Source organism: Phytohabitans flavus, assembly GCF_011764545.1.
Classification (GTDB): Bacteria; Actinomycetota; Actinomycetes; order Mycobacteriales; family Micromonosporaceae; genus Phytohabitans; species Phytohabitans flavus.
Map to the genome: position 1 here is coordinate 6,192,091 of NZ_AP022870.1, position 26,909 is coordinate 6,218,999.

Below are 26,909 nucleotides of genomic sequence, written 5' to 3' on the forward strand. Positions count from 1 at the left end.
CTCCGTCAGTCGTGCGCCGGGTCGGGCGCCCCGTCGAGCGCCGCCCGCACCAGGTCGTCCACGGACATCGAGTCGATCAGCTCGGCGTCGCCGTCCACAGTGGGCGCCGACGCGCCGTCGTGGCCGGCGAGCTGTAGCAGTGTCTCCAGTACGCCCACCTCGCGGAGCCGGGCGAGCGGCACGCTGGCGAGCAGCGTCCGGATCCTGGCTTCCTCACCGTCGGCCTCCGCGCCATCCTGCTGGTCCGGCAGGAGCTCGCCGAGCACGTGCTCGGCGAGCGCGGCCGGCGTCGGGTGGTCGAAGACCAGCGTGGCGGGGAGGCTCAGGCCGGTGACGAGGTTGAGCTGGTTACGCAGCTCCACAGTGGCCAGAGAGTCGACGCCGAGGTCGCGGAAGGGGCGGTCGGCGCCGACCGCGTCCAGGTCCGGCTGGCCAAGCACCTCGGCGGAGCGGCCGCGCACCAGGTCGAGCACCGCATCCAGCCGGCCGGCACGCGGCAGCGACAGCAGATGCTCGCGGAACTCGCCCTCGGCCGGCCGCTCCACCACGCCTGGGTCGGCGGTGCCGGGGAGGTCGCGCAGCAGCGGGCTGGGGCGGCCGCCGCCGATCCCACGCCCGGACGGCACGGCGGCGACGAGCGTAGTCGGCGCGCCTTCGGCGACGAGCTGCCACATGGCCGTGCAGGCCAGGTCCGGGTCCATCGTCGCGATGCCGGCGCGGCGGGTGGCCTGTTCCGCCTCGGCGCTGCCGGCCATGCCGCCACCACCCCAGGCGCCCCAGGCGATCGACGTCGCCTGGCGGCCGTCGGCCCGGCGCCGTTCGGCGAGCGCGTCGAGCACCGCGTTGGCAGCCGTGTAGTTGGCCTGGCCCGGGTTGCCGACCACCGCCGAGGCGGAGGAGAAGAGCACGAATGCCTCGGCGTCGGGGACGAGCTCGTCGAGGAGCAGGGCGGCCTCCACCTTCGACCGGAAGACCGCCGCGAACCGCTCCGGCGTGAGCCGGTCGATGACCCCGTCGTCGAGGACGCCGGCGGTGTGTACGACGGCGTTGACCGGCTGGTCAGTCAGGAGTGCGGCCAGCGCGGTCCGGTCGGCGATGTCGCACGCCGCGACCGTGATCCGGGACCCTAGCGCGGCCAGTTCGTCGCGCAGCTCCACGGCGCCCGGCGCGTCGAGGCCACGCCGGCTCGCCAGCACGAGGTGCTCGGCGCCCTCGCGGGCGAGCCGCCGGGCGACATGTGCGCCGAGCGCGCCCGTACCGCCGGTGACGAGCACGGTGCCGCGCGGCTCCCAGACCCGCGCAGGGTCGGCCGCCGGTGCCGGCAGGAGCCGCCGGCCGAAGATGGCGGACGGCCGCACGGCGACCTGGCTCTCGCCGTCGAGGCCGGCGAGGACCGCGGCGAGGCCGGTGGCGGCGCGCTCATCGATCGTGTCCGGCAGGTCGACCAGGCCGCCCCACCGTTCCGGGTACTCCAGTGCCGCCACCGCACCCAGGCCCCAGATGCCGGCCTGCTCGGGGTCGCGCACCGGGTCCGTGCCGCCGACCGAGACAGCACCCCGGGTGAGGCACCACAGTGGAGCGGCGATTCCCGCGTCGCCGAGTGCCTGGACGGCGGTGGCCGCGAGCGCCGCTCCGGCCGCCGCTCCGCCCGTTGGCGGCAGGAGAAGGACGCCCGCAAACGGTCCTTCGAGACCGCTTAGGCGATCAGCCACAGCGGCCCGATCGGGCGTGGAGACCTCCAGGCGGACCGCGTCCAGGACGCCGTCGAGCCAGCTGCTGTCCGAGCCGTCGGGCACGAGCGCGAGCCACTTGCCGGGGACGGTGGCGGAGGACGGGCGGCTCAGCGGCTTCCAGGTGACGCGGTGTCGCCAGCTGTCCACGACGTCCTGGTCGCGCTTCTGGCCGCGCCAGTCCAGCAGCGCCGGCAGTACCTTGGCGAGCGCGTCTCCCTCGACGTCCAGCATGGACTCCAGCGCGGTGAAGTCCTGCCCCGCCACCGCATCCCAGAAGCGCTCGTCCGAGCCGCCCGACTCAGCCACCTGTGCGGCACGCGGAGTTGCGTCCGGCCAGTAGCGCTGGCGCTGGAAGCCGTACGTGGGCAGATCGACCACCCGAGCCCCGGTACCGGCGAAGAAGCCGGCCCAGTCGACGCGTACCCCGTGAGTGTGCAGGCGGGCGACGGCGGTGACGAGGCTCTCCTCCTCGCCACGGTCCTTGCGCAGGATGGGTACGACGGCGGCCGTGTCGGGCAGCGACTCGCCGGCCATCGCCGACAGCACCCCGTCCGGCCCTAGTTCGACGAACGTCGTCGCGCCGCGCTCGGCCAGCGTGCGCACCCCGTCGGCGAAGCGCACGGCCTCGCGCACGTGCCGCACCCAGTAGTCCGGTGTGGTGACCTCGCCGGACGCGACCACAGGGATGCGCGGCTCGGCGTAGGTCAAGCCCTTCGCCACCGCGGCGAAGTCGTCGAGCATCGGGTCCATCAGCGGCGAGTGGAACGCGTGCGAGACGCGCAGCCGGGTCGACTTCTCGAAGTGGGCGGTCACCGCGAGCACCGCCTCCTCCGTGCCGGCGACGACCACCGACCGCGGGCCGTTGACCGCGGCGATCGACACGTCGTCGGTCAGCAGCGGCAGTACCTCGGCCTCGGTAGCCCGCACGGCGACCATCGCGCCGCCCCTCGGCAGCGCCTGCATGAGCCGTGCCCGCGCCGAGACCAACCGAGCGGCGTCCACAAGGGAGAGCACACCGGCCACGTGGGCGGCGGCGATCTCGCCGATCGAGTGACCGGCCAGGAGGTCCGGGCGAAGGCCCCACGACTCGGCGAGGCGGAAGAGGGCCACCTCGATCGCGAAGAGCGCCGGCTGTGCCCAGCCTGTCTCGTTCAGCGCGTCGGCGTCGTCGCCCCACATGACCGTCCGGAGTTCGGGGTCCAGGTGGGCGAGGACGTCGTCCAGCGCGTTAGCGAAGGCGGGGTACCGCTCGTACAGCTCGCGTCCCATCCCCAGTCGCTGCGAGCCCTGGCCGGCGAAGAGAAACGCCATCTTGCCCGGCCTGGCCGCCTTGTCCCACAACACGTGCGGTGCCCGCTCGTCGGCAGCCACCGCCGCCAGTCCGCGGAGCAGCGCCTCGCGGTCGGCGCCGAGCACCGCCGCCCGGTGCTCGAACGCGGACCGTGCCACCGCCGCGGAGAACGCGAGGTCGGTGAGAGCCGCACCACTGTCCTCGCGGACCCGGGCCAGCAGCCGGCTCGCCTGGTCGCGGAGCGCGGTGGGGGTACGGGCGGAGAGCACGACCGGCAGCACACCCGGCTCACGCTCCGCATGAGCCGGCGCTTCGTGGGCCGGCGCCTGTTCGAGGATCACGTGCGCGTTGGTGCCGCTGGCGCCGAACGACGAGACGCCCGCCCGCCGCGGCCGGTCGACCTCGGGCCACTCCGCCTGCGACGTCAGCACCGAGACCGCGCCGGACGACCAGTCCACATGCGAGGACGGGGTGTCGACGTGCAGCGACTTCGGCAGTACGCCGTGATCGAGCGCGTGCACCATCTTGATGATCCCGGCGACGCCGGCGGCGGCCTGGGTGTGCCCGATGTTCGACTTGACGGTGCCGACCAGCAACGGCCTCGCGCGGTCCCGGCCGTACGTGGCCAGCAGCGCCTGCGCCTCGATCGGGTCGCCGAGTGTGGTACCCGTACCGTGTGCCTCGACTGCGTCCACATCGGAGGGTGTCAGGCCGGCGGCGGCCAGCGCCCGCCGGATGACCCGCTGTTGCGCCGGGCCACTCGGCGCGGTCAGGCCGTTCGAGGCACCGTCCTGGTTGATGGCCGAGCCGCGCACGACGGCGAGCACCGTGTGGCCGAGGCGCCGCGCGTCGGAGAGCCGCTCGACGACGAGCATGCCGACACCCTCGGACCAACCGGTGCCGTCGGCCGAGTCGGAGAACGCCTTGCACCGGCCGTCCGAGGACAGCGCGCCCATCTCGCCGAACTCCACGAACACCATCGGCGTCGCCATCACCGTCACGCCGCCGGCGAGGGCCATCGCACACTCGCCGTTGCGTACCGACTGGGCGGCCAGGTGCAGCGCGACGAGCGACGAGGAGCAGGCCGTGTCCACCGAGACCGTGGGCCCTGCAACCCGAACGTGTAGGCCACCCGGCCGGAGAGCAGGCTCGCGGACTGCGCGGTCTGCCACTGGCCGGTCTGCTCGGCGGGCGGCCGGTAGTCGCCGCTGCCGCCGCCGACGAAGACGCCCACATCCGTACCGCGCAGCCCGGCCGGGTCGATGCCGGCCCGTTCCAGCGCCTCCCAGGTCGCCTCCAGCACAAGCCGCTGCTGCGGATCCATCACCAGCGCCTCGCGCGGCGAGATGGCGAAGAAGTCAGGGTCGAAGTCGGCGACGTCGTACAGGAAGCCACCCCGGTACCCGAGGGTGCCGAGGTCCCAGCCCCGGTCGGCGGGGAGGTCGCCGGTCGCGTCCACCTCGTCCATCACGAGCCGCCACAGGTCCTCCGGCGACTGGACGCCACCCGGGTAGCGGCAGCTCATGCCCACGATGACGATCGGGTCGTCCGCTGTGGACACCGCGACCGGCGGGGCGTCGGCGACATCGGCCTCGGTGCCGAGCAGCTCGCCGCGCACGTACCCGGCCAGCGCCTCGGGCGTCGGGTAGTCGAACGCGAGCGTCGCCGGCAGGCTGAGCCCCGTGGCCGACGCGAGCTGGTCGCGCAGGTCGACCGCGGTGAGCGAGTCGAAGCCGAGGTCCTTGAATGGCCAGTCCGGCTCGATCGCGTCCGGCCCGGCGTGGCCGAGTACCGCGGCGACCTTTTCCCGGACCAGGCTCAGCACCGCCTCGGGCCGCTCCCCCTCGGGCAGGCGCAGCAGCCTCGCGCGCAGATCTGCCGCGGCGGACCGCTCGTCGCGGCCGGCGGCCTCGATGGCCGCCCGCGCTTCGGGAAGCGAGGCCAGCAGCCGGCTCGGCCGTCCCGCGGTAAAGGCCGGCGCGAACCGCTCCCAGACGATGTCGGCGAGCGTGACCGTGGTGGCCCCGTCCGCGACGGCGGCACCGAGCGCGGCCATCGCCAAGTCGGGGTGCATCGCGGGGAGGCCGTTGAGCTGGGCGTGTGTGCCCTTGCCGGTCTCCGGCCCGGCGTCGACGCCGGCCCAGGCGCCCCACGACACGGAGAGCGCTGTGGCGCCACGCTCGTGACGGCGGCGGGCGAGCGCGTCCACCACGGCGTCCACGGAGGCCTCCGCGCTCTGGCCGCGGAAACCGTACACCCCGGCGATCGATCCGAAGAGGACGAACGCGTCGAGCGGGCGGGCGCCCAGTACGGCGTCGAGGTTGGCGACCCGATCCATGACGGCGGCGATGGCGGCGGCCTGGTTGGGCACGTCGTCAGGTTCGTCGCCGGCCAGCACGACGGCGGTCAGCGGCGCGCTCGGCGGTACGGCGTCGAGGAGCGCGGCCAGGGCGCTGCCGTCGCCCAGGTCGCAGGCTTCGATCGTCACGCTCACGCCGCTTGCGGTCAGCTCGCGGCGCAGGTCATCCGCGACGGCACCCTCGCGGCCGGTCAGCAGCAGGTGCTCGGCGCCCTGTCCGGCAAGCCAGCGGGCGACCTGGGCGCCCATCGGAGTTGTGCCACCGGCGACGAGCACCGTACCGGTCGGCTTCCACGTGCGGCCGGAGCCGGCCGCCGCCGGGCGGACAAGGCGCCGCGCGAGCGCGCCAGCCGGGCGGATCGCTACCTGGTCCTCGGCCCCGCCAAGGACCCCGGCGAGCGTTGCCGCCACGGAGTCGTCCAGGGCCTCGGGGAGGTCGATCAGGCCACCCCAGCGCTCGGGCTGCTCCAGCGCGGCGACCCGGCCCTGGCCCCACACAAGCGCCTGGCCCGCCTCCCGAAGCCGGTCCCCCTCGCCGGCCGCCACGGCACCGCGGGTGAGGCACCACAGTGGAGCGTCGATGCCGGCCAGGGCAGGGAGCAGGTTGGCCGGCCAGGCGGCCTCCGGTGGCAGGCCGGGGCCGATCGCCAGCAGCGATACGACGCCGGCGAAGCTGCGGTCTTCCAGTGCTGGCAGGCCGGACACGTCGGCGCGGACCGTGTCCGGGCCCAGCGCTTCACCGACCCAGGCCGCCTCGGCCTGTCCTGGCGCGGCCAGCACGAGCCACGGGCCGGTCTGCTTGCGGTCGGGTAGGGCGACCGGCTCCCAGGCCACCTCGTACCGCCAGCCGTCTACAATGGAGCGCTCCTGCCGGCGCCGGCGCCACGAGGAGAGTGCCGGTACGACCGTCGAGAGGGCGGCTCCGTCCACCTCTAGCGCGGACGAAAGCGAGTCGACATCCTCCCGTTCCACCGCGGACCAGAACTCGGCGTCCATCGGGTCGACAACGCCCGGCTGGGGCGCCGCCGACGGCCAGAACCGCTCCCGCTGGAACGCGTACGTGGGCAGGTCGACCCGGCGAGCGCCGGTGAAGAGCGGCTGCCAGTCCACGGTGACACCCGCGACGTACAGGCGCGCCAGCGCGGTCAGCAGGGCCACCTCCTCGTCCCGGTCCTTGCGCAGGATCGGGATCGCGGTACCGGTGAGGCCGGACAGCACGCCATCGGGGCCGATCTCCAGGAGGGTGGCGTCGCCGAGGCTGGCTACCGCGTCGGCGAAGCGGACCGTTTCCCGCACGTGCCTGACCCAGTACTCAGCGTCGGTCACGTCGCCGGCCACCGCCAGCGGTATGCGCGGCGGGGCGAAGGTCAGGTCGCGGATGGCCGTGCGGAATCCGTCCAGCATCGGCTCCATCAGCGGCGAGTGGAACGCGTGCGACACCCGCAGCTTGGTGCTCTTGGCGAACTTGCGGGCGATCCGGCGGACCGCCTTCTCCTCGCCCGCGATGACGACCGACGCCGGCCCGTTCACCGCGGCGATCGACACCTGACCGGAGAGCAGCGGTGCCACCTCGTCCTCGGTGGCCGGGATGGCGACCATCGCCCCGCCGGCCGGCAGGGCCTGCATGAGCGACGCGCGAGCGGAGACGAGGTGGCAGGCGTCCGGCAGCGACAGCACGCCGGCCACATGAGCGGCCGCGATCTCGCCGATCGAGTGCCCGGCCAGATGGTCCGGCGTCACGCCGAACGACTCGGCGAGCCGGTACAGGGCGACCTCGACGGCGAAGATGGCGGGTTGGGCATGACCGGTCTGGTTGAGCAGCTCGGCGTCGTCGCCCCACATCACGTCCCGCAGGCCGGGGGCGAGGTGTTCCAGCACCTCGTCGAAGGCGGCGGCGAACGCCGGGAAGCGGCCGTACAGCTCGCGACCCATGCCCAGCCGCTGCGAGCCCTGGCCGGCGAAGAGGAAAGCGAGGCGCCCGAGCGTACGGGGTGCGGCGCCCCGGGCCACCTCGGAGAGGCCACCGTCGCTCGCGAGCAGGACCGCACGGTGGGCGAACGCGGAGCGGGCGGTGGCGAGCGTGTACCCGACGTCGAGCGGGGACAGCCCATCAGCCGCCGCGGTCAGCCGCTCGACCTGCGCGTCCAAGGCTTCGCTGGTACGGCCGGAGACGGGCCACGGCACGACGGCCGGCGGCTCGGGAGCCGGGTCCTCGGGAGCCGCCGCGGCTGGGGGCGCTTCGACAACGACGTGTGCGTTGGTACCGCTGACGCCGAAGGCGGATACGCCCGCGCGGCGCGGATGGCCGTTCTGCGGCCACGGCACCGGCTCGCGCAACAGCGCCACCGGCCCGGTGGACCAGTCCACATGCGACGACGGGGTTTCGGCGTGCAGCGTCCTCGGCAGGACGCCGTGCCGTATCGCGAGGACCATCTTGATGACGCCGGCGACGCCCGCCGCGGCCTGAGTGTGGCCGAGGTTTGACTTGATGGAGCCGAGCCAGAGTGGACGCTCCCGGTCGGTGCCGAACGTAGCCAGCAGCGCGTGCGCCTCGATCGGGTCGCCGAGCGTGGTGCCGGTGCCGTGTGCCTCGACCGCGTCGATGTCGCTCGCGCCGAGGCCGGCGTCGGCGAGCGCGTGCCGGATGACCCGCTGCTGAGCCGGCCCGTTCGGCGCGGTGAGACCGTTGGAGGCGCCGTCCTGGTTGACCGCGGAGCCGCGCAGCAGGCCCAAGACCTCGTGCCCGTTGCGTACCGCGTCGGAGAGCCGCTCCAGCACCAGCATGCCGACGCCCTCGGACCAACTGGTGCCGTCGGCCGCGTCGCCGAACGCCTTGCACCGGCCGTCCGGGGCCAGCCCACCCTGGGCGCTGAACTCCACAAACGCGTCCGGTGTGGACATTACCGAGACGCCGCCGGCCAGCGCCAGCGCGCACTCGCCTCCGCGCAGTGCCCGAATCGCCCAGTGCATCGCGACGAGCGAGGAGGAGCAGGCGGTGTCGACGGTGACCGCGGGCCCTTCCAGCCCGAGGGTGTACGAGAGCCGCCCGGACATCACGCTTGCCGTGTTGCCGGTGGCCGCGTACCCCTGCACGTCGTCGGCACCCCGCCGGAGCACGTCCACGTAGTCCTGGCCGTTAGTACCGACGAAGACGCCGGTCTGGCTGCCGCGCAGCGCGGTCGGGTCGATGCCGGCCCGTTCGAGCGCCTCCCAGGTGGTCTCCAGCAGCAGCCGTTGCTGCGGGTCCATGGCGAGCGCCTCGCGCGGCGAGATGCCGAAGAAGGCGGCGTCGAAGTCCGCGACCCCGGCCAGGAAGCCGCCCTCGCGGGTGATGGAGGCGCCGGCGCCGAGCGCGTCGAGGTCCCAGCCACGGTCGGCCGGGAAGCCGGAGATGCCATCCCCGCCCTCGGCGAGCAGCCGCCACAGGTCGTCGGGCGAGAAGACGCCGCCGGGGAAGCGGCAGCCGATACCGACGATCGCGATCGGATCGTCAGCGCTGTCGCGAGCCACGAGCGTGGGTGTGGCCGGGCCGTCGAGCGTGCCGAGCAGCTCTCCGACGAGGAACTCGGCGAGCGCCCGCGGGGTCGGGTAGTCGTACACGAGCGAGGCCGGCAAGGTCAGGCCGGTGGCGGCGGCGATGCCGTTGCGCAGCTCCAATGTGGTCAGCGAGTCGAAGCCGAGGTCCTTGAACGCCCGGTCCGGCTCGACGGCGGTGGCGTCGGCGTACCCGAGCACGGCGGCGATCTGCGCGGTCAACAGTTCAAGAACGGCGCGCACTCGGCCCGCCTCGGGCAAGCCGGCGAGGTGCTGCCGTAGCGCGGAGTCGGTGGCCGGGCCGGCGGAGACCTGCTCGCGTACCTCGGCGAGGTCGGCGATGAGCGGCAGCGGCCGGGAGCGGGCGGCGACGAACGCGGTGGTGAACCGTGCCCAGTCGATGTCGGCGACCGCGACGACCGTGTCGTCGTACGCGAGCGCCTGGCCCAGCGCGGCGAGCGCCCGCGCGGGCGGCAGCGGTGTGTACCCGCCGCGCCGCACCCGGTCGGCCACGCCGGCGCCGTCGGCGACCATACCGGCGTCCGCCCACGGCCCCCACGCGATCGACGTCGCGGGCCGGCCCTCTGCCCGGCGCTGCTCGGCGAGCGCGTCCAGGGCGGCATTGGCGGCGGCGTAGTTGCCCTGTCCCGCCGCGCCGACGAATCCGGCCATCGAGGAGAAGAGCACGAACGTGCTGAGGTCAGAGTCGGCAGTCAGCTCGTGCAGGTTGCGGGCGGCGTCGAGCTTCGGCCGGAGTACGGCGGCGACGTCGTCCGGAGTCAGCGCGTCGACCACGCCGTCCTGGACCACACCAGCCGTGTGGAAGACCGCGCTGAGCGACGCGTCAGCCGGTACCGCGGCGAGCACGTCGGCGAGCGCATCCCGATCAGCGGCGTCGCAGGCCGCGATCGTCACGCGGGCACCGAGGTCGGTCAGCTCCCGGTACAGGTCGGCGGCGCCCGGCGCGTCCGGGCCACGGCGGCTGGTCAGCAGCAGGTGCTCCGCGCCGGCGCCGGCCAGCCAGCGGGCGACCTGGCTGCCGAGGCCGCCGGTACCGCCGGTGACGAGCACGGTGCCGCGCGGTGCGACGTCGCGGGTGGCAGAGCCTCCGGTCGCGCGGGCGAGCCGGCGTACGTACGTGCCGGTACCGCGGACTGCCACCTGGTCCTCGCCGTCCGAGGCGGCCAGCACGGCGGGAAGGCGGACAACAGCGGCCGGGTCGAGGTCGGCCGGCAGGTCGACGAGGCCGCCCCAGCGGGCCGGCTGCTCAAGCGCGACCACCCGGCCGAGACCCCAGATCGCGGCCTGGTCCGGGTCGGGCACCTCGCCGGGCTGGACCGCGACCGCACCCCGGGTCACGCACCACAGTGGAGCCTCGATGCCCGCGTCACCGAGGGCCTGCACGGCGACCAGGGTCGACGAGACGTCGTCCAGCAGCGAGACCACGCCCGCGAACGAGGTACCGGCATCAGCCAGCCGGGCGGCGAGGGCGGCTCGATCCCCGTCCAGCACCTGCACCGGAACCGCGTCGAGCCCCTCGGGCAGCGGTGTGGACGAGGTGAGCGCCAGCCACGTACCCGCCGGGGCGCCAGACCGATCCGGTACGGGCTTCCAGACCGCGCGGTACCGCCAGCTGTCCACAAGCGAGCGGGCGGAAACCACCGCCGGCTCGGGCCAGAAGCGCTGGTGCTGGAACGGGTACGTGGGCAGGTCGGCGCGGCGGGCACCGCTGCCGGCGAAGTACGCGCTCCAGTCGACCCGCGCGCCGTTGACGTGCAGCGAGGCCACGGCGGTGACGAGGGAGGCGACCTCGGGCCGGTCCCGCCGCAGTGCGGGCACGAGCGCCGCGCCGTCGTCCAGGCTCTCCCGGGCCATACCGCAGAGCACGCCGTCGGGACCGAGCTCCAGGTACGTGGTGATGCCCTGGCCGGCGAGCCACGAGACGCCGTCGGCGAAACGGACCGCCTCGCGGACGTGCCTGACCCAGTACTCAGGATCGGTCACGTCCCCGGCCGTGACCAGTGGAATGCGCGGCGCCTCGAACGTGAGGCCCGCGATGGCCGCCCGGAAGCCGTCGAGCATCGGCTCCATCAGCGGCGAGTGGAACGCGTGCGACACCCGGAGCCGAGTGGACTTCTCGAAGTGCGCCGCGACCGCCTCGACCTCGGCCTCGTCCCCGGCGATGACGACCGCGTCCGGACCGTTGACGGCAGCGATGGAGACGCCCGCGGTCAGCAGGGGCAGCACGTCGGACTCCGCCGCCCGCAGCGCCACCATCGCCCCGCCGGCCGGTAGCGCCCGCATGAGCGACGCGCGGGCCGAGACCAGCGTCCCCGCGTCGGCCAGCGACAGCACGCCCGCGACATGCGCGGCGGCGATCTCGCCGATCGAGTGGCCGGCGAGGTAGTCGGGGGTGACGCCCCAGGACTCGACCAGTCGGTAGAGGGCCACCTCGACGGCGAACAGGGCCGGCTGGGCCCAGCCGGTGTCGTCAAGGACGCCGGCGTCGGCTCCCCACATCACGTCCCGCACACCTGGGTCCAGGTGCGACAGTGCGTCGTCAAACGCGGACGCGAAGGCGGGATACCGCTCGTACAGTTCGCGGCCCATGCCGAGCCGCTGCGAACCCTGGCCGGTGAAGAGGATCGCGAGGCGGTCGCTCGCCGGCGTGGCCCGGACCAGTCCGGCGGCCGGTAAGCCGTCCCGGATCGCCGCCAGCCCGCGCGCCAGGTCTGCCCGGTCGGCGGCCACGATCGCGGCCCGGTGTTCGAAGCCGGTGCGCCCGGTCGCGAGCGAGAACGACAGGTCGGCCAGCGGCACCTCGTCCATCAGGGACAGCAGCCGCTCCGCCTGCGCGCGCAGCGCCTCGGCGGTACGGCCGGAGACCAGGACCGGCGCGATGTCCGGCTCGGGGCCTCGTCCGTGGGCTGGGCGGCGGGTGCCTGTTCCAGGATCACGTGCGCGTTGGTGCCGCTGATGCCGAAAGAGGAGACCCCGGCCCGCCACGGCCGGTCGACCTCGGGCCAGGCTGACTCGCCGGTCAGCAGGTGCACCGCGCCGGCCGTCCAGTCCACATGGGACGATGGCGATTCAGCGTGCAGGGTACGCGGTAGTACGCCGTACCGCAGCGCCTGCACCATCTTGATGACCCCGGCGGCGCCGGCGGCGGCCTGGGTGTGGCCGATGTTCGACTTGACCGAGCCGAGCAGCAGCGGCGGCTGGTCGCTCCGCTGGCCGTACGTGGCGAGCAGCGCCTGCGCCTCGATCGGGTCGCCGAGCGCGGTACCGGTGCCGTGCGCCTCGACCGCGTCCACGTCCGCCACGGTCAGCCGGGCGTTGGCGAGCGCCTGCTGGATGACCCGCTGCTGGGACGGCCCATTCGGAGCCGTGAGGCCGTTCGAGGCGCCGTCCTGGTTGACCGCGCTGCCCCGCACGACGGCGAGTACGGGGTGGCCGTGCCGCTGCGCGTCGGAGAGCCGCTCGACCAGCAGGATCCCGGCGCCCTCGGCGAGCGACATGCCGTCCGCGCCGTCGCCGAACGCCTTGCACCGCCCGTCCGCGGCCAGCGCGCGCTGGCGGCTGAAGCCGATGAAGCTAGCCGGCGTGCCCATGACGGTGACGCCGCCGGCGAGCGCGAGCGTGCTCTCCCCGTTGCGCAGCGACTGGCAGGCCAGGTGCAGCGCGACGAGCGACGAGGAGCAGGCGGTGTCCAATGTGACCGCCGGGCCTTCGAGTCCGAAGAGGTATGCCACGCGCCCGGAGAGCACGCTGGATGCCGTCCCCGTCATCATGTGCGCCTCGTTGGCGGCGCCCTCGCCATACCCCTGGTAGCTGGCGCCGATGAACGCGCCGGTCTGGCTGCCGCGCAGCGTCTCGGGGTCGATGCCGGCGCGTTCGATTGCCTCCCAAGCGGTTTCCAGCAGCAGCCGCTGCTGCGGGTCCATCGCGAGTGCTTCGCGCGGCGAGATGCCGAAGAAGCCCGGGTCGAAGTCGCCGGCGCCGGCGAGGAAGCCGCCGCGCACGGTGTACGAGGTGCCGGGGTGGTCCGGGTCGGGGTCGTAGATGGCTTCCGCGTCCCAGCCGCGGTCGGGCGGAAACTCGGAGATGGCGTCCACACCGCCGCGGACGAGGCGCCACAGGTCGTCCGGCGAACCGACCCCGCCAGGGAAGCGGCAGGCCATGCCGACGATCGCGATCGGCTCGTCGCTCGCGCCCGCCGCGACCGCTGGTGCCACCGGGGTTCCCGCCGGGTCGCCGGTCACCTGGCTGGCGAGGAACTGCGCCAGCGCCATCGGGGTGGGGTAGTCGAAGACCATCGTGGTGGGCAGCTTGAGCCCGGTGGCGGCGGCGAGGCGGTTGCGCAGGTCCACAGCGGTGACGGAGTCGAACCCGACCTCGCGGAACGCGCGCCGCTCCGGAAGCGAGTCGACCGATGCGTGGCCGAGCACGGTCGCCGCTTCGGCGCGGACGAGGTCGACCAGCGCGCGGGCCCGCTCGCCCGGTGTGAGCGTGCGCAGCCGGGTGGCGAACTCCCCTTCCACCGCCTCGCGGCTGGCCCGCTCGGCCGCCTCGACAAGCCGCCGGACCTCGGGCACCTCGGCGAAGAGCGTGGTGTCGCGGCGTGCGCTGAACGTCGGGTGGTACCGGTCCCAGTCGATGTCGGCGACCGCGACGGCGGTCTCGTCGTCGTCCAGCACCTGCCCGAGACCGGCCATGGCGAGGTCTGGGTCGAGGTACACAAGGCCGCTGCGGATGACGCCGTACGGGTCGGGCTCGTCGAGCCGTGTGTTCTCCGGCCACTTTCCCCAGTGGACGGAGAGCGCGTGCCGGCCGCGGGCGCGGCGGTTGGCGGCGAGCGCGCCGAGGTAGGCGTTGCCAGCCGCGTACGCGCCGTGCTCGCCGCTGCCCCACATGCCGGCGATGGACGAGTAGAGCACGAACGCGTCCAGCTCGTCGGTGTCCAGCAGCGCGTCGAGGTTTTCCGCGCCGGCCACCTTGGCGTGTACCACAAGCGAGAACTCGGCGAGGCTCATCTCGGCGAGCGTGCCGAGCCGGATGACGGCGGCGGCGTGCACGACGGTCCGCACGGTGCGGCCGGCCGCCTTGAGCTCGGCGAGCAGCGACGCCACGGCCTCGCGGTCGGCGACGTCGCAGGACCGGACCTCGGCCTCGGTGCCGAGGTCGGCGAGCGCGGCTACGAGGTCCGCCATGCCCGGTGCGGCCATCCCGGCGCGGCTTGTGAGCACGATGTGCTCGGCGCCCCGGCGGGCCAGCCAGCGGGCCAGGTCCGGGCCGATGGTGCCGGTCGCGCCCGTGACCAGCGTGGTACCGCGCGGTGTCCACGGCCGGGCTGGCGTGTCGGCCGACGGTGCCCGTACGACTCGGCGTGCCAGCACGGCGTGGGACCGGACGGCGAGCTGGTCCTCGCCTGACTCGCCGCTCAGCAGGGCGGCAACCCTCTGGGCGGCCCGCTCGTCCAGCATGTCCGGCAGGTCGATCGAGCCGCCGTACCGGCGGGGGTGCTCCAGCGCGGCCGTCCAGGCGACGCCGAGGATCTGTGCCTGCACCGGGCGTACCGTGGCGTCGGCCGGGCCGGTCGCCACCGCGCCGCGGGTCAGACACCACAGTGGAGCGTCGATGCCGGCGTCACCGAGCGCCTGCACGAGCGCGACGGTGAGCGCCAGCCCCGCGGAGAGCGCCGGGTACCGCTCGCTCGGCTCCTCCGCCGCGGCCAGCAGGGAGACGATGCCGGTGACGTCGCCGGCCTCGCCGAGGCGGGACGCCAGCACGGCGCGGTCGACGCACTCGTCGTCCAGCACCAGGGGGCGTACCTCGGCGCCGTGCGCGCTGAGCGCGGCGGTGACATCGTCGGCCGCGATGCCCTCGGCGGTGACCAGCAGCCAGGTTCCGTTGAGCGTGGCCCGGGGCAGCGCGCCGACCGACTGCCACGCGACCCGGTACCGCAGCGCGTCCACCGCCGCCCGGTCCCGCCGCTGCCGCCGCCACGCCGACAGCGCGGGCAATACGGCGGTGAGCGCCGGCTCGTCCAGCCGCAGGCTCGCGGTGAGCGCGGCCACGTCCTCCCGCTCGACCGCGGCCCAGAACGCGGCGTCCACCGGGTCGGCGGTACCGGCCTGCTCCGCCTCGGGCGGCGCAATCCAGAAGCGCTCGTGCTGGAACGCGTACGTGGGCAGGTCGACCCGCTGCCCGCCGGCCAGGAACGGCGACCAGTTCACGGGTACGCCGCGGACGAACAGCTCCGCGAGCGAGGCGGCGAACCTGTGTAGGCCGCCCTCGTCGCGGCGGAGCGTGCCGGTCACCACGACGGCCTCGCCGGCCGTGTCCGCGAGATCGGCGGTGTCGCTCACGCCGCCGGTCAGCACCGGGTGCGAGCTGACCTCGACGAAAACCCGGTGGCCGTCGTCCAGCAGTGCCTGTATGGCCGGCTGGAAGCCGACGGTCTGGCGCAGGTTGCGGTACCAGTACTCGGCGTCCAACGCCGGCTTGTCGATCCAGCCGCCGACAACGGTGGAGTAGAACGGCACGGTCGGCGCCTGCGGGCGGATGGGCGCTAGCTGTGCCAGCAGCTCGTCGTGCAGCGCCTCGACCTGTGCGGAATGGGACGCGTAGTCCACGGCGACGCGGCGCAGCCAGATGTCCTCACTGGACAGCTCGCCGCAGAGGGCGTCCAGCGCGTCGGGGTCGCCGGAGACGACCACCGACCGGGGACCGTTGACGGCGGCGATCGAGACGCGGCCGTCGCCGGGCAGGCGCGGGGCCATCTCGTCCGCGGGGAGCGCGACCGAGACCATCCCACCGCGTCCGGCCAGCCGGGCCGCGATCGCCTTGCTGCGCAACGCCACGACCCGGGCCGCGTCGGCAAGGGACAGCGCGCCGGCGACGCAGGCCGCGGCGATCTCGCCCTGGGAGTGGCCGACGACCGCATCCGGTACCACACCGTGCGCCCGCCACACCTCGGCCAGCGACACCATTACCGCGAACGACGCCGGCTGCACGACGTCGACCCGCTCCAGCAGGTCCGGGCCGGCCTCGCCACGCAGCACGTCCAGCAGTGACCAGTCGACGTACGCGCTCAGCGCCGCCGCGCACTCGGCCGCCCTGGCCGCGAATACCGGCGACTCGGTGAGCAGGCGGGCGCCCATGCCGACCCACTGCGAGCCCTGCCCGGGGAAGACGAAGACCGTGCGCCCCTCGACGTCGGCGACCCCTCGACCCGTGCCTCGCCGAGCAGCACGACCCGGTGTTCGAAGAGCGACCGGGTGTCCACAAGCGAGGCCGCGACGTCCGCGGGCGCTAGGCCGGCGACGGCAGCCCGGAGCGTGTCAGCCTGCTCACGGGCGGCTGCGGCGGTCCGGCCGGACACGATCCACGGCAACACCCGGTCCGGCTCGTCCCCTGCGGGCATTGGCGCTACCTCGGCGGGACCTTGCTCGATCACGATGTGCGCGTTGGTACCGCTGACGCCGAAGGAGGAAACGCCGGCCCGGCGCGCCCGCTCCACGTCTGGCCAGGGCGTGTTGGCGGCGAGCAGGCTCACCCGTCCGGCGGACCAGTCCACATGCGACGAGGGCTTCTCGACGTGCAGCGTCCGAGGGAGCACGCCGTGCCGCAGCGCCTGCACCATCTTGATGACCCCGGCGACACCGGCCGCGGCCTGGGTATGGCCGATGTTCGACTTGATGGAGCCGAGGAAGAGCGGGTGCTCCCGATCCTGCCCGTAGGTGGCGAGGAGGGCCTGTGCCTCGATCGGGTCGCCGAGTGCGGTGCCGGTGCCGTGCGCCTCGACAGCGTCCACATCAGACAGTGCGAGACCGGCGTTGGCGAGTGCCTGCCGGATGACCCGCTGCTGCGACGGGCCGTTCGGGGCGGTGAGGCCGTTGGAGGCACCGTCCTGGTTGACCGCCGAGCCGCGGACGACCGCGAGGATCGGGTGGCCGTTGCGGCGCGCGTCGGAGAGCCGCTCTACCACGAGCACGCCGACGCCCTCGGACCAGCCGGTGCCGTCGGCGGCGTCGGAGAACGCCTTGCACCGCCCGTCGGCGGCCATCCCGCCCTGGTGGGTGAACTCGATGAAGTTGTTCGGCGTCGTCATCACCGTGACGCCGCCGGCCAGCGCGAGGTCGCACTCTCCTTGCCGCAGCGCCTGCCCGGCGAGATGGAGCGCGACGAGCGACGAGGAGCAGGCGGTGTCCACGGTGACCGCCGGGCCTTCGAAGCCGAACGTGTACGACACCCGGCCGGAGATGACGCTAGCGGAGAGGCCGGTGGCGGCGTGCCCGCCGACCTCCTCGCCCGCAGCGCCCACGAGGTTGGCGTAGTCCTGCCCGTTGGTGCCCATGAAGACGCCGGTCTGGCTGCCACGCAGTCGCGCCGGCGCGATGCCGGAACGCTCCACCGCCTCCCAGGACACCTCCAGCAGCAGCCGCTGCTGTGGGTCCATCGCCACCGCCTCGCGTGGGGAGATGCCGAAGAACGCCGCGTCGAAGCCGGCCACGTCGGCCAGGAAGCCACCTTCGAGGGTGTCGCTGCGCCCACGGCCCCCGCCACCGGCGAGGCCCGCGAGGTCCCAGCCGCGGTCGGTGGGGAACGCGTCGATGCCGTCCCGCCCGTCCAGCAAGAGCTGCCAGAGGTCCTCTGGCGAGCGCACGCCACCGGGGAAGCGGCAGGCCATACCGACGATCGCGATCGGCTCGTCGGTCTCCCCCGTCGCCCGGGCCGGGGCCAGCACGGCCTCGGCGCCGCCGGCCAGTTCGCCGAGGAGGTGGGTGGCGAGGGCCCGCGGCGTGGGGAAATCGAAGATGAGGCCGGCCGGCAGTTCCAGCCCGGTCAGGCCGGTGAGCGCGTTGCGGAGCTCCAATGCGGACAGCGAGTCGAAGCCGAGGTCCCGGAACGCCTTGTCGACCCCGACAGCGGTGGGGCTGCCGTGCCCGAGCACGGCGGCTACCTGGCGGCGGACCAGGTCCAGCACCGCCGCCGCCCGGCCATCCTCGGTGAGGTCGCGAAGGCGATCGCGGAGCGCGGCACCGGCGGAGGCGGCCTCCCGGCGGGCGGCCTCGGCGGCCGCGATGGCACCTGCCGCACCCGGCAGGTCGGCGAGGAGGCGGCTCGGCCGGATCGCGAGGAGTGCCCCGATCAGCCGGTCCTGGCGGAGGTCGGCGACCACAACCCGCGGCTGTGGCTCGGCGACCGCTTGGGCGAGGGCGGCGAGCGCGCGGTCCGGGTCCATCGCGGCCACGCCCATGCGCGCCGACCAGTCGTCGCCTGTCGTGGCGGCCATGCCGTCGCCGGCCCAGCCACCCCACGCGACGGAGGTGGCGGCCCGGCCCGCCGCGCGCCGGCGGGCGGCGATCGCGTCCAGGGCCGCGTTCGCCGCGGCGTAGTTGGCCTGGCCCGGGCTTCCGACCGTCCCGGCCAGCGACGAGAAGAGGACGAACGCGTCGAGGTCCGGCAACAGCTCATCGAGTACGAGCGCCGCCTCCACTTTGGAGCGGAATACGGCTGCGAAGCGGGCTGGAGTGAGCGAGTCGAGCACGCCGTCGTCAAGGACGCCGGCGGCGTGCACCACGGCCTGCACGTCTCCGATGCTCGCCAGCAGGGTACGCATCTGCTCCGGATCGGCAGCGTCAGCGGCGGCGACGGTCAGCTCGACCCCGCTCAGCTCCTCCCGCAGCGCGGCCAAGCCCTCGGCCTCCGGACCGCGGCGGCTGACGAGCACGAGCCGTTCCGCGCCGTTGGCGGCGAGCCAGCGGGCCACCCGCACCCCCAGCGCGCCGGTACCGCCGGTGACCAGCACCGTGCCCGACGGCGTCCATGGCGCGGGCGCGTCGAGGGAGGCCGGAGCGGGGACCAAGCGGCGGCCGTATGTGCCCGAGGCCCGGACCGCGATCTGGTCTTCGCCGTCGCTCCGGTCGAGCGCGTCGGCGAGCCGGCGGAGCAGCGGCGCGTCCAGCGACGGTGGGAGGTCGACGAGCCCACCCCAGCGGCGGGGCAGCTCCAGCGCGGCGACCCGGCCGAGTCCCCAGACAGCGGCCTGCCCAGCCGTGGGTGGCGTATCGCCGTCATCGACCGAGACCGCACCATGCGTGAGCGTCCACAGTGGGGCCTCGATGCCGGCCTCGCCGAGGAGGCGCACGAGCCCGGCGGCGGCGATCGCGGCCGTGCTCGGGTCGCCGCCCGCATCGAGCGCGAGCAGTGAGACGAGCCCGTCGTGGTCTCCGGTCTGGAGATCGGCGAGGCGGGTCGTGGTGGCGCCGAGGGCCGCGGCGACCGCGGTCGTGTACTCGTCCGGCTCGTCCGGGAGGATCGCGAGCCAGCGGCGGCCCGGCTCCTGCCGGGGGGCCTCGGTGAGCGGCGCCCAGGACTCGCGGTAGCGCCAGGAGTCGATCGTGGAGCGCTCGAGGCGGCGGCCGCGCCAGGCGGCGAGCGCCGGCACCATCGCGCCGACTGTGTCGCCGTCGAGCTCCAGCGTGGACGCCAGCGCGTCGATGTCGCCCCGCTCGACGGCTGCCCAGAACTCGGCGTCCATCGTGTCGACGGGGAAGGCGAACTCGGGCGGCTCCGGCCAGTACCGCTGGTGGTCGAACGCGTACGTGGGCAGCTCGGCCGGTGTCGCTCCGGTACCGGCGAAGGCGGGCGCCCAGTCGACGGTGATTCCGGTGGTGTGCAGGCGGGCGAGCCCGGTGAGGAAGGCGGCTTCCTCGGGCCGGTCCTTCCGGAGGGTGGGGATCGCGTTGCCGGTGAGCGCGGAGAGCACGCCGTCCGGCCCGATCTCCAGGAGTGTCGCGTCACCGATGGCGGTTACCGCCTCGGCGAAACGTACGGTGTCCCGCACGTGCCTGACCCAGTACTCAGGGTCCGTCACATCACCGGCACCGGCGACCGGGATCCGCGGCTGCGCGAACGTCAACGTCCGCACCACCGCCCGGAAGTCGTCCAGCATCGGATCCATCAGCGGCGAGTGGAACGCGTGCGACACCCGCAGCCGGGTCGTTTTGGCGAAGCGGGCCGCTATCGCCTCCACCTCGGCCTCGACGCCGGCGATGACGACCGCGGCCGGACCGTTCACGGCCGCGATGGAGACGCCATCGGTGAGCAGCGGCGTGACCTCGGCCTCGGTGGCCTGGATCGCGACCATCGCCCCACCGGGCGGGAGGGCCTGCATGAGGCCGGCACGGGCGGTGACGAGGCGGCCGGCGTCCTCCAGCGACAGCACGCCCGCGACGTAGGCGGCCGTGATCTCGCCGATCGAATGGCCGGCGAGGTGGGCGGGCTTGACCCCGAACGACTCGGCGAGCCGGTAGAGGGCGACTTCGACGGCGAAAAGCGCTGGCTGCGTCCACCCCGTCTGGTTGAGCAGGTCCGGGTCCGAACCCCACATCACGTCGCGCAGGCCGGGGTCGAGATGAGCCAGGACCTCGTCCAGCGCGGCGGCGAAGACCGGATAGCGGGCGCACAGGTCGCGACCCATGCTGAGGCGCTGCGAGCCCTGGCCGGAGAAGAGCACGCCGAGCTTGCCACCCTCGGCGACACCACGGGCGACCTCGATGCTGCCGTCAGCGGTGGCCAGGAGCACGGCGCGATGTTCGAAGGCTGAGCGGCCGGTCAGGGCGAGCCCGACGCGGCTGGCCATGGCCTCAACCGTGCGCAGCCGCGCGATCTGGCCGTCGAGGGCAGCCTCGGACTTGGCCGAGACGAGCCACGGCACGACCGACGGCTGTACCGCCGGCTCGACCGCCGGCACCGGCGCGGGCTGCTCGAGGATCACGTGTGCGTTGGTGCCGCTGATACCGAACGACGACACCGCCGCCCGCCGTGGCCGGTCGACCTCCGGCCAGGCTGTCTGCTCGGTCAGCAGCTCGACCGCGCCAGCCGACCAGTCCACATGCGACGACGGCGCGCCCACGTGGAGGGTCTTCGGCGCGATACCCTGCCGCATCGCCATGATCATCTTGATCACACCCGCCACACCGGCGGCGGCTTGGGTGTGACCGAGGTTCGACTTCACCGAGCCGAGCAGCAACGGCCGCTCGCGGTCCCGCCCGTACGTGGCAAGCAGCGCCTGGGCTTCAATCGGGTCGCCCAGCGTGGTGCCCGTGCCGTGACCCTCGACCACGTCCACATCGGACATGGTCAGGCCGCCACTGGCCAGAGCCTGCCGGATGACCCGCTGCTGGGACGGCCCATTGGGCGCGGTGAGGCCGTTCGAGGCGCCGTCCTGGTTGACGGCGGAGGCGCGCAGGATCGCGTACACCGGGTGGCCGTTGCGGCGGGCATCGGACAGTCGCTCCAGCACGACCACGCCGACGCCTTCGGACCAGCCCACCCCATCGGCGGTGTCGGCGAAGGCGCGGCACCGGCCGTCCGCGGACAGGCCGCGCTGGCGGGAGAACTCGACGAACGAGTTCGGCGTGGACATCACCGTCACGCCGCCGGCCAGCGCCAGGTCGCACTCACCACCGCGCAGGGCCCCGGCGGCAAGGTGCATCGCCACCAGTGAGGAGGAACAGGCTGTGTCGACGGTGACGGCCGGTCCCTCGAAGCCGAACGTGTACGACACCCGGCCGGAGACGACACTCGGCGAGCTGCCGTTGCCCTGGAAGCCCTCGAAGTCACCGCCGCCCAGCAGGTGGCTGTAGTCGCTGTACATGACGCCCGCGAATACGCCGGTCTGGCTGCCGCGCAACGAGACCGGGTCGATACCGGCCCGCTCGACCGCCTCCCACGAGACTTCCAGCAGGAGCCGCTGCTGCGCGTCCGTGGCAAGGGCCTCGCGCGGGCTCATACCGAAGAACTCGGCGTCGAAGTTTCCGGCGTCGTGCAGGAACCCGCCCGACCGGGTGTACGAGGTGCCGGGGTGGTCCGGGTCGGGGTGGTACAGCGCATCGAGGTCCCAGCCGCGGTCGGCGGGGAAGCCGCTGATCGCGTCGACGCCGTCGCTGACGAGCCGCCACAGGTCTTCCGGCGAGGCGACGCCGCCCGGGTAGCGGCAGGCCATACCGACGATGACGATCGGATCGTCGGAGTTGGCGACGAGGCGGGGCAGCGGCGCGGCGGCCTCGGTGTCCGAGCCAAGCAGTTCGTCGAGCAGGTACCCGGCGAGGGCGCCCGCGGTCGGGTAGTCGAAGACGAGCGTGGCCGGCAGCCGCAGCCCGATGACGGTACCGAGGCGGTTGCGCAGCTCGACCGAGGTGAGCGAGTCGAAACCCAGGTCCTGGAAGGCCTTCGCCGGGTCGATCTTGTCAGCGCCGGTGTGCCCGAGCGTGGCGGCGACCTGGCCGCGCACAAGCTCCAGCACGGTGCCCCGCCGCTCAGTCTCGTCCAGCCCGGCCAGGCGCTGCGCCAGGCCACGGGCGGCGCCGGAGACCGTGCCGCGTCGCACGGGCGTACGGATCAGGCCACGCAGGAGCGGCGGTACCTCGCCGGCCGCCCGGATGGCCGGCAGGTCCAGCCGGATCGGCACCACCGACGGCGCTCCCGCGGTGAGCGCGGCGTCGAAAAGCGTGAGCCCCTGCTCGACGGTCAGCGGCGGTGTGCCGGCGCGGGCGAGCCGCTCGGCGTCCACGGCCATGCCTTCGGTCCACGGTCCCCAGGCGAGCGAGACGGCCGGTAGCCCTTGCGCACGCCGGTGCGCGGCCAGAGCATCAAGGAACGCGTTGCCCGCCGCATAGTTTGCCTGCCCGGCACCGCCGAAAACGCCGGCAGCGGAGGAGAACAACACAAAGGCGTCCAGGTCGCGGGTCAGCTCGTGCAGATGCCAGGCGGCATCCACCTTCGGCCGCAACACAGTGTCAAACCGCTCCGGGGTAAGTGACTCGATTACACCGTCATCCAAAACGCCGGCCGCATGCACGACGGCGGTCACCGGATACTGCCGCAACAACTCGGCCAGCGCATCGCGATCGGACACGTCACAGGCGACCACGGAAACCTCGACGTCCAGGTCCGCGACAAGCTCGGCACCGCCACCACGCCGACTCGCCAACACAAGCCGCCGCACACCATGCGATACCACGAGATGACGGGCCACCGCGGCGCCCAAACCGCCACTGCCACCAGTGATGAGGACTGTGCTGTCCGGGCCCCATGCGGACGCGTCCACCGCGCCCGCGCTCAGCCGGGCCAGGCGCGTGGCGAACGCCCTGCCCTCGCGGATCGCCAGCTCCGGCTCGTCCGATCCGGCAGCCGCAGGAAGAAGAGCCACCGACGCCGGATCAGCATCGATCTCGACCAGCGCAAACCGGCCCGGATTCTCCACCGCAGCCGAACGCACCAGACCCCACACCGCCGACGCGGCCAAATCACCCGCACGGGTCACGAACACCAGCCGCGAACCAGTGAACCCCTGCACCCGACCCAGCACCCGGGCGGTCAGCTCACGCACCGCCGAGGGAACGTCCAACCCGGGCGGCGACACGACTTCGTACAGCTCGACATCCGCCGACGCCTCCGCAAGGGCGACCGGTGTCCACTCCGGACGGAAGAGCGCGTCCAGCACGACGTCAGTGCGGCCGGCCTCGGCGGCGCGGACGACAAGCGAGTCGACCGAGGCGACCGGGCTGCCGGCCGGGTCCACAACCGCGATCGAGACGGCGTCGTCGCCGAGCCGGGTGAGCCGTACCCGCACCACAGAAGCGCCGGTCGCGTGCAGGGTCACGCCCTCCCACGCGAACGGCAGCCCGCCCCGGCTCGCCGCGCCCAGGTCGACGAAGGCGAGCGCGTGCAGGACCGCGTCCAGCAGCGCCGGGTGCACGCCGAACGCGCCGGCGTCCACCGCCTCCGGAAGCGACACCTCGGCGTAGACCTCGCCACTGTCGCCACGCCAGACCGCGCGCAACCCGCGGAACGTCGGGCCGTACGCGAACCCGTCGCCGGCCAGCCGCTCGTACAGGCCGTCCACCGGCACAGGCTGCACTCCGGCGGGTGGCCACTGGGCGTTGGCGACGGCCGGTTGGCTCGTGCCGTTTCCGAGTACGCCGGTGGCGTGCAGCGCCCACCGCTGGTCGTCGGCGCCATCCGGGCGGGAGTAGATGTCGACGGTCCGCTGTCCGTGGTCGTCGGGGCTGCCGACCCACAGCTGCACCTGTACGCCGCCCTGCTCCGGGAGCACCAGCGGTGTGGCGAGCGTCAGCTCCTCGACCCGGTCGCAGCCGACCTCGTCGCCGGCCCGGATCGCGAGCTCCAGGAACGCGGTACCGGGCAGGAGCACCTGGCCGCGTACGGCGTGGTCGGCCAGCCACGGGTGGGTATGCGTGGAGATCCTGCCGGTGAGCAGCGCCCCGTCGGAGTGGGCGAGGGAGACGGCGGCACCGAGGAGCGGGTGGTGGGCCGCGCCGAGCCCGGCCGAGCGCGGGTCGCCGGCGGCCATCCGCCCGGAGGGCCAGAAGCGCTGCCGCTGGAACGGGTACGTCGGCAGGTCCACGCGACGCGCGCCAACGGCCTCGAACGCCGGCGCCCAGTCGACGCCGATGCCATTCACGTACAGCCGGCCGAGCGCGGCCAGCAGCGTTGTCTCCTCCGGCCGGTCCTCGCGCATGACCCGAACCCCGTCGCCGGCCAGCGCGGCCAGCACGCCGTCCGGGCCGATCTCCAGGAAGACCGAACCGTCCAGTGTCGCCACCGCGTCGGCGAAGCGGACGGTGTCGCGCACGTGTCTGACCCAGTACTCAGGATCCGTCACATCACCAGCCGCCACCACAGGAATGACAGGCTCCGCGAACGACAGCGAGGTAACCACCGCGCGGAAGTCGTCCAGCATCGGCGCCATCAACGGCGAATGGAACGCATGCGACACCCGCAACCGCGTCCGCTTCTCAAACCGAGAAGCCACCGCCAACACCGCAGCCTCGTCGCCCGCCACCACGACGTTCAAGGGCCCATTGACCGCCGCGATCGACACGCCCTCTGTCAGCAGCGGCAGCACCTCGGACTCAGCGGCCCGCAACGCCACCATCGCCCCACCGGCCGGCAACGCCTGCATCAGCGAGGCACGCGCGGAAACCAACGTGCAGGCGTCCGAAAGGGACAGCACACCGGCCACGTGCGCCGCCGCTATCTCACCGATGGAGTGGCCGGCGACGTGGTCAGGGCGCAGGCCGAAAGAGGCCGCCAGCTTGTACAGCGCCACCTCGACCGCGAACAGCGCCGGCTGCGCCCACCCCGTCTGGTCCAGCTCGTCGGCGTCGGTACCCCACATCACGTCCCGCACGCCCGGGTCCAGCTGCGCGAGCACCTCGTCGAGCGCGGACGTGAACACCGGATACCGCTCGTAGAGCGCACGACCCATACCGAGGCGCTGCGAACCCTGACCAGAGAAAAGCATCGCCAGCTTCGGCCGTACCCGGATGGCACCCGTGATGGCAGCGGCGGCCGGCTCGCCGGCGGCGAGCGACGACAGCGCGGCCCGCGCGTCCTCCACCGTCTCGGCGACCAACGCCGCGCGATGCTCGAAGCTGGACCGGCTCGTGGCTAGCGACAGCGCGACGTCCGGCAGTGCCGCGCCGTCCAGTGTGGATGCGACGCGGGCCGCGAACGCGCGCAGCGCTCCGGGCGAGCGTGCGGACACCAGCAGCGGTACGGGGCCGGCGAGCGGCACGGGCGCCGGCGCGCTGGAAGCATCTGGAGCCTGCTCGATGATGGCGTGCGCGTTCGTACCGCTGATGCCGAACGACGACACGGCGGCCCGCCGGGGCTCGCCGGTCTCCGGCCACGGCACGTTTTCGGTGACGAGCTCGACCGCCCCGGAGGTCCAGTCCACGTGGGACGACGGGGCATCGACGTGCAGCGTCTTCGGCACGATCCCGTGCCGCATCGCGTGCACCATCTTGATGACGCCTGCGACGCCGGCGGCGGCCTGGGTGTGGCTGATGTTCGACTTGACCGAGCCGAGCAGCAGCGGGCGCTCCCGATTGCGGCCGTACGTGGCGAGCAGCGCCTGCGCCTCCACCGGGTCGCCGAGCGTGGTGCCGGTGCCGTGCGCCTCCACCGCGTCGATCTGGCTGGCGGAGAGCCGGGCGTTCACCAGTGCCTGTTCGATGACGGACTGCTGGGAGGGGCCGTTCGGCGCGGTCAGCCCGTTCGAGGCACCGTCCTGGTTGACGGCCGAGCCCCGAACGACGGCGAGGATCTCGCGGCCGTTGCGCTGTGCGTCGGAGAGGCGCTCCAGGACGAGCACGCCGACGCCCTCGGCCCAACCGGTGCCGTTCGCGGAGTCGGCGAAGGAGCGGCAGAAGCCGTCGCCGGCCAGCCCGCCCTGCTTGCCCATCTCGGCGAACGTCGTCGGGCTGGACATGATGGTGACGCCGCCGACTACCGCGAGCCCACACTCGCCGGCCCGCAGCGAGCGCGTGGCGAGGTGGAGCGCGACGAGCGACGAGGAGCAGGCTGTGTCGATGGTGACGGCGGGACCCACCACACCGAACACATAGGACAGCCGGCCGGAGAGCACGCTGTTGGCGCTACCCGTGAGTTGGAAACCCTCGACGTCGTCATCCGGGCCGACCGTGTACTCGTGGCCCATCGCGCCGATGAACATGCCGGTCTGGCTGCCCTTGACGGACAGCGGCGAGATGCCGGCCCGCTCGAACGCTTCCCAGGTGGCCTCCAGCAGCACCCGCTGCTGCGGCTCCATCGCGAGCGCCTCGCGCGGTGAGATGCCGAAGAAGTCCGCGTCGAACTCGGCCGCGCCGTGCAGGAAGCCGCCGGCAGTGGTCGAGGAGGTGTCGAGGCTTTCGAGGTCCCACCCCCGATCGGTGGGAAAGCCGGTGATGCCGTGCTGTCCACCCTCGACCATCCGCCACAGGTCTTCCGGGCTGGCCACGCCACCTGGGTAGCGGCAGCTCATCCCGACGATCGCGACGGGCTCCCGCTCTGCCGCCTCGATCTCCTGTAGCCGTTGCCGGGTACGCCGGAGGTCGGCGGTGGAGCGCTTGAGGTAGTCCCGGAGCTTCTCTTCGTTGTCCATCTCACGTCAACC

At 73.6% G+C, this 26,909-nt stretch carries 1 pseudogene; it reads right to left on the bottom strand.

Features of this window, described 5'->3' with window-relative positions:
* Nucleotides 1–5: 5 nt before the first annotated feature.
* Nucleotides 6–26,897: pseudogene (locus Pflav_RS49000) on the bottom strand (type I polyketide synthase).
* Nucleotides 26,898–26,909 lie beyond the last annotated feature (12 nt).